The organism is Corynebacterium tuberculostearicum (genome assembly GCF_030229345.1).
Taxonomy (GTDB): domain Bacteria; phylum Actinomycetota; class Actinomycetes; order Mycobacteriales; family Mycobacteriaceae; genus Corynebacterium; species Corynebacterium tuberculostearicum_G.
On the sequence record NZ_JASPGP010000009.1, the window covers coordinates 111,345 to 117,839 of the forward strand.

6 protein-coding genes are annotated in these 6,495 nt (G+C 58.3%); all 6 read left to right on the top strand.

Going from position 1 to position 6,495, the window contains the following annotated elements; genetic code table 11:
- The first annotated feature begins 19 nt into the window (after positions 1 to 19).
- The 6 genes from ribH (at position 20) to whiA (ending at position 6,295) form a co-directional block, all read left to right on the top strand.
- Positions 20 to 499 carry a 6,7-dimethyl-8-ribityllumazine synthase gene (ribH, locus tag QP884_RS07755; protein WP_049378203.1) on the top strand — a complete coding sequence of 160 codons (480 nt, stop codon included), beginning with the start codon at positions 20 to 22 and terminating at the stop codon, positions 497 to 499.
- A gap of 75 nt (positions 500 to 574) precedes the next feature.
- The gene (locus QP884_RS07760) at positions 575 to 1,123 is read left to right on the top strand and encodes a PH domain-containing protein (RefSeq protein WP_005328429.1); all 549 of its coding nucleotides are present in this window, start codon (positions 575 to 577) and stop codon (positions 1,121 to 1,123) included.
- A gap of 3 nt (positions 1,124 to 1,126) precedes the next feature.
- Positions 1,127 to 3,202, top strand: a complete 2,076-nt coding sequence (uvrC, locus tag QP884_RS07765) for an excinuclease ABC subunit UvrC (protein ID WP_284821590.1) — start codon at positions 1,127 to 1,129, stop codon at positions 3,200 to 3,202.
- Positions 3,203 to 3,242: 40 nt separating this feature from the next.
- Positions 3,243 to 4,124: an RNase adapter RapZ gene (gene rapZ / locus QP884_RS07770; RefSeq protein ID WP_179387568.1), complete on the top strand. Its 882-nt coding sequence runs from the start codon at positions 3,243 to 3,245 to the stop codon at positions 4,122 to 4,124.
- 23 nt (positions 4,125 to 4,147) lie between these two features.
- Positions 4,148 to 5,131 (top strand): gluconeogenesis factor YvcK family protein, encoded by a 984-nt coding sequence (locus tag QP884_RS07775; RefSeq protein WP_284821591.1) that lies wholly within the window; start codon positions 4,148 to 4,150, stop codon positions 5,129 to 5,131.
- 174 nt (positions 5,132 to 5,305) lie between these two features.
- Positions 5,306 to 6,295 carry a DNA-binding protein WhiA gene (whiA, locus tag QP884_RS07780; RefSeq protein ID WP_204608969.1) on the top strand — a complete coding sequence of 330 codons (990 nt, stop codon included), beginning with the start codon at positions 5,306 to 5,308 and terminating at the stop codon, positions 6,293 to 6,295.
- Positions 6,296 to 6,495 lie beyond the last annotated feature (200 nt).

The window sequence follows — 6,495 nt, forward strand, 5'->3', positions numbered from 1 at the left end:
TCCAATCGAAAGGATAGCGATGAGTAAAGAAGGCCTGCCTGATATTGCCCAGGTAGATGGCAGTGGACTGCGAGTTGCTGTGGTTACTGCTACGTGGAACGCAGAAATCTGCGACCAGCTCCATGCCCAGGCAGTGCAGACCGCTACCGATAATGGTGCCGAGGTTGCCGAATACCGAGTGGTAGGTGCCCTGGAACTTGGCGTTGTGGTCCAAGCCGCAGCCCGCTCCTACGATGCCGTGGTGGCCCTAGGTTGCGTTATCCGTGGCGGCACCCCGCACTTTGACTACGTATGCGATTCCGTCACCCAGGCGCTGACCCGAATCTCACTCGATGAATCCACCCCGGTAGCTAACGGCGTGCTGACCGTCAACGACCAGCAGCAAGCCATCGACCGCGCCGGTTTTGCAGATTCGGTAGAAAACAAGGGTGCCGAAGCTATGATTGCGGCTTTAGATACCGCGCTGCAGTTGCGTACACTAAACGCAGCACAGAAGTAACCTCTAGCAATGCGTCAGCGCGCGATGCTTGACCACTAAGGTGGCCGGCGGGTCGCGCCCCAAAGGAGTATGCACATGAACGAGGCGCAGGCCCCAAAGAACCCGCAGCACAGCCGCCAGCTTAGCGACGCCGAAGTATTGGCCTATACCAGTGCCGATCCCTTCGCCCAGACCACGTCTAAGCCATGGGAGTTTACGGCCACCTCGCCTTTCTTGCGCAAGGTCGCTATCGCCTGGGTGATCCTCGTTATGGCCATCCATATCTTCATGGGAATCACCTTGGATGTGTCTTTTACCGGTGCGCACGTGACTACCATCGACAAATTCGCCTTCCCTGGCGTAGGTGTTCTCATTTCCGTTCTGTCCTGGATCGCTCTAAACCGACCACGCCTGCGCGCCAATGAGGATGGGGTAGAGGTCCGCAATATCGTGGGCACGCGCTTTTATCCGTGGCAGGTGGTCTACGGGCTTTCCTTCCCCGTAGGCCAACGTATGGCACGCCTTGAGCTGCCCGAGTTCGAGTTCGTCCCAGTCTGGGCGTTGCAGTCCGGCGATAAGGACACCGTCATCGACAACGTCCGCCGCTTCCGTGACGTGGAAGCTAAGTACATGCCCCAGGATTAACAATTGGCTGACCCCACTACCTACCGCCCGGCTCCGGGAACCATTCCCACCGACCCGGGCGTCTATAAGTTCCGCGATGAAAACCGCCGCGTTATCTACGTAGGTAAAGCCAAGAACCTGCGCGCTCGGCTGTCCAACTATTTTCAGGACATCACGCAACTGCACCCACGCACGCGCCAAATGGTGCTTACCGCCAACTCGGTGGAGTGGACGGTAGTTGCCAGCGAGGTGGAAGCCCTGCAGTTGGAGTACACGTGGATCAAGCGCTTTGATCCACACTTCAACGTCATGTACCGCGACGATAAAACCTATCCTATGCTCGCGGTTTCGGTCGGGGAGACGGTCCCTCGCGCCTTCTTCTACCGCGGCCCGCGGCGCAAAGGCGTGCGCTATTTCGGCCCCTATTCCCATGCCTGGGCCGTTCGCGAAAGCTTGGACCTGCTTACCCGCGTCTTTCCCATGCGCACCTGCTCGAAGGGCGTTTATAACCGGCATGAGCGGCTCGGGCGTCCGTGCCTATTGGGCTATATCGGCAAATGCGATGCACCCTGCATTGGCCGAGTAAGCAAAGAAGACCACCGCGAGACGGTCAACGATCTCGTGTCCTTCATGAATGGCAACACCGGTTCAGTGCGCCGTAAACTCACCCAGGACATGGAACATGCCGCGGAGAACCTAGAGTTCGAACGCGCGGCGCGCCTGCGCGATGACTTGGGCGCTATTGACAAGATCATGGAACAGCAAGCCGTGGTCTTTACAGACGGCACGGATGCTGATCTCATTGCTTTTAACTCCGATGAACTTGAGGCAGCGGTGCAGATTTTCCACGTTCGCGATGGGCGCATTCGCGGTCAGCGCGGTTGGGTAGTCGAACGCGCCGGCGATCAGGCGAGTTCAGAGCCCTTGGAAGAGGGGCAGCCTGATCCCGCGCTGCCCGCGTTGGTACAAAACTTCCTCATCCAGTTCTATTCCGATGCGGTAGAGCGCGAGAAACAAGAGGCGCGGGAAGATGCTGCGCTCGCCGCGGACGTGAAGCGGCGCGGGGTGGACCAAGAATCGCACATGAAATCCCGCCGCGTGCAGGTTATTCCACGCCAGATTTTGGTTCAGGCCCTGCCGGATGAACCGGAGCAGGTCGTCGCGCTGCTGGAGGAGCTGCGCGGCGCCCAAGTAGACCTGCGCGTTCCTCAGCGCGGCGATAAAAAACAGCTTATGGCCACGGTGGAGAAAAACGCCAAGGAGCAATTGCGCCAACATAAGCTCAAGCGGGTAGGAGACCTCACCGCACGCTCGGCGGCCTTGCAGGATATTCAAGAAGCCCTGGGCATGGAGCAAGCCCCATTACGCATTGAATGTACCGATATCTCGCACATTCAAGGCACAGATGTGGTTGCTTCTCTAGTGGTCTTTGAAGATGGTTTGCCCAAGAAGTCGGACTATAGGCGCTACCGCATTAAGGAGGCGGCTGGCGATGGCCGCTCGGATGACGTCGGTTCTATCGCAGAGATCACGCGCCGTCGGTTTAAGCGCCACAAGCAAGATAAGCTGGCCCATCCGGATGAGGAAGTAGAAGAGTCTTCCTTTGCAGAGGAGAAGGTGGCGGAAGAATCTGCCGAAGCGGGTCGCCGCTTTGCGTATCCACCGCAGCTTTTTATCGTAGATGGCGGTGCGCCCCAGGTGGCCGCGGCTCAAGAGGTATTTGATGAGTTAGGCATTGTGGATGTAACCTTGGTGGGCCTGGCCAAGCGCCTCGAGGAAATTTGGGTTCCAGGCGATGATGAGCCGGTGATTTTGCCGCGTAACTCGCAAGCGCTCTTCCTCCTGCAGCAAATTCGTGATGAAGCCCACCGCTTCGCTATTACTTACCATCGGCAGCAGCGCTCAAAGCGGATGCGTTCCTCGGTACTCGATTCCGTGCCGGGATTAGGACCGCAACGGCGCACCGATCTGGTCAAGCATTTCGGTTCGGTGAAAAAGCTCAAGGCCGCCACTGTGGATGAGATCTGTGAGGTCAACGGTTTTGGTCCAAAACTGGCCCAGACCGTGTACGAGAGTTTGCATGATTCTGCGGGCAATTAAGTGGCATTCTCCTAGAGGCAGCGAATCTTGAAGCGCTAGACTGAAGAGCATGACGCATTTCGAAACTCCACCCATTTTGATAACCGGCATGTCCGGCGGCGGGTTGAGTTCCGCTGCCAAAGTGTTTGAGGACAAGGGCTACTACGTGGCCCACAATATTCCGCCTCGCGCCATTGTGGACCTGCTCAAGCTGTGCAACCAAGAGGAAACTCCGGTGGGCAAGGTAGCAGCCGTAACGGATGTGCGCTCGCGCATGTTCCCAGGGTCTCTGTTGGAGATTATGGATGAGCTTACGGAACTAAATATGAAGCCCACCGTGCTCTTCTTGGATGCCCGCGATGATGTACTCATCCGCCGATTCGATTCGGTGCGGCGCACCCACCCCTTGCAGGAGGGGGACACGCTTAAAGTAGGAATCCAACGCGAGCGCCGGGCAGTGGCAGATGTGCGTTCCCATGCGGATATCATTATCGATACGACGAGCCTATCCATTCATGATCTTCGCCGTGCCATTGAGGCCGCCTTTGGTGAGATGCAAAATGAAAAGCAGCATGTCACCGTCGAATCCTTTGGATTTAAGAATGGCTCGCCCCGCGATGCCGACTTAGTAGTAGACGTGCGGTTCCTGCCCAACCCCTATTGGGTTCCGGAACTGCGCGGATACCGCGGTACGGATGAACCGGTTGCCCACTATGTGCTCTCGCAGCCAGCGGCGCAGGAATTCGTGGACAATTTCTTGCAGATGTTTTCCACCATGCTGGATGGATACCGCCATGAGGGCAAGAACTTCATCACGCTTGGAGTCGGCTGCACGGGCGGCCACCACCGTTCCGTCGCCATCGCAGAGGCTATTGCGGCGCGCCTGCGGGACAATGACACATTAGACGTAAGCACCTTGCATAGAGATATCGCTCGAGGCTAGAGCACAGGAGTTTTAACGCTTTTATGACCAATCCTTCACACATGGTTTGCCTTGGAGGCGGCCATGGACTTTATCAAACCCTTCTGTCCGCACGCTTTAGCGAGGCGACCGATATTTCTGCCATTGTTACCGTTGCGGATGATGGCGGTTCCTCTGGACGTTTGCGCCGCGAGCTGGAAATTATTCCACCGGGTGACTTGCGCATGGCGCTAGCTGCCTTGGCCAATAGTGACCCAGTGGGGGACTTGTGGGCACGAACCTTGCAACACCGTTTCGGCGGCAATGGCGCTATGGCAGGGCACGCGGTGGGCAATCTGATGATTGCGGGATTGACGGATGTGCTCGGCGATTATCAAGCTGCCCTGGATACCATCGCAGAACTTACTAATTCCCAGGGGCGAGTCTTCCCAGTGGTCAACCAGGCCCTAGAGATTGAGGCGGATGTTGCCGGGCTTGACGACGACCCCCGTGTCATGCGCCAAGTCCGCGGCCAGGTTGCCGTCGCTTCCACGCCGGGCCAGGTGCGGCGCGTGCGCATCGTGCCCGAACAGCCCAGCGCGAATCCGGATGCGCTCGATGCCATCCAGCGCGCGGATCTCATCACCATCGGTCCAGGCTCGTGGTTTAGTTCGGTATTGCCACATACTCTCGTGCCGGAGGTAGTGGATGCGATTTCTGCTTCCGATGCGCTGCGCGTCGTTGTTTTGAACCTTTCGGCTGAGCCCGGTGAGACTAATGGCTTTTCCGCAGAGCGCCACTTGCATGTGCTCGCTCAACACGCCCCCGATCTGCGGATTGACCGCATTTTGGTGGACGAGGCGGCTTTACCCACCGATAGTGAGCGCGTCTATATTCAGCGCGCCGCGCAATCCCTAGGTGCCCGCGCTACCTTTGCGGATGTGAGCCAAGTTGATGCCGATGGCCGTAGCATCAATAAACACGATCCGGAAAAGCTGTCTGCGGCGCTCTTGGACCTATATTCAGACTATCGCAGCACTCGCGATTAGAACCGGCGCTAATTCACCGCGGCATCGTGCGAGCGGCCGCACTCGGCCGACTGCGCGGTGACCGAGTCCGCGCGGTATGATGTCAGAAATCCTTTCACCGCACTAGGCCGTGAGCCAAGGCTCTAGCCTGTATGCATACTTCGTGACTGTGAGAATAGAAATGGGGCGAACTAGGTGACCACACCATTGACCGACCAGGTCAAAGAAGAATTGACGGCTGTCGTCGTGCCACGCCAGTCCGCTCGCGCTGCCGAACTGGCGGCGATGTTGCGATTCGCCGGCGAGCTAGATTTTTCCGGTGACAGCATGTCCTATGAGCTGGAGCTAGAAAGCCACGCCATTGCGCGGCGCGTCATGACCGCACTCGATGACCTCTATGGGATATCCGCCGAGAGCCACGTTGCCGGCCCAGCAGGAACCACCAAGAAGACTCGCGTAACGGTCCGCATTTCCACCGGTGCGAAAGAGCTGACCCGTCGGCTAGGCCTTATCACCCGCTCCGGCCATGCAGTCGTGGGTCTGCCGCCGCAGGTCATCTCCGGCACCGTGGCCGATAGCGAAGCAGCATGGCGCGGAGCCTTCCTTGCCCATGGCAGCCTCACGGAGCCAGGCCGCTCTTCCGCGCTGGAAGTCACCTGCCCGTGCCAAGAGGCTGCGTTGGCACTGGTGGGCTGCGCCCGCCGCCTTGGTATCTCAGCGAAGACCAAGGAGACCCGCGGTGAAGACCGCGTCGTTGTACGCGATGGCGATGCCATCGGGGCGCTTCTTACCCGGATGGGTGCTCAGGAGACTCGATTGAGCTGGGAAAAGAAGCGCGTCAAGCGGGAGGCGCACGATACGTCTCGGCGCTTGGACAATTTTGATGACGCCAACCTTCGGCGCTCTGCTCGCGCCGCAGTTACCGCGGCAGCGCGCGTTGACCGCGCCATGGAGATCCTAGGTGATGATGTTCCTGAGCACTTGGCAGACGCAGGCCGCTTGCGTGTTCAGCACCGCGAGGCATCTCTAGAAGAGCTGGGCCGCCTGGCCGAGCCTCCTATGACCAAGGACGCGGTAGCAGGGCGTATTCGCCGCTTGCTGTCGATGGCCGATAAACGAGCCGAAGAGCTTGATATCCCCGATACCAATCAAGCGATTACAGACGATCTCTTTAACGAGTCCTAACGCTCGCAAGCATCAACTCAGACAAAACTCCCCGCAGTGCGGATACCGAAGCGGTAGGCGCAGCTGCGGGGAGATTTTTAGTGCCTTCCCGGGGCGGATTCTAGTGGTCGTGGAAACACTTCTTATGTTTCGGTTGAGTTTATCAGTGCTGCCATTTTCTCGGCTGGTGTTTGAAAGCCCAGGGTTTTGCGGGGGCGGCG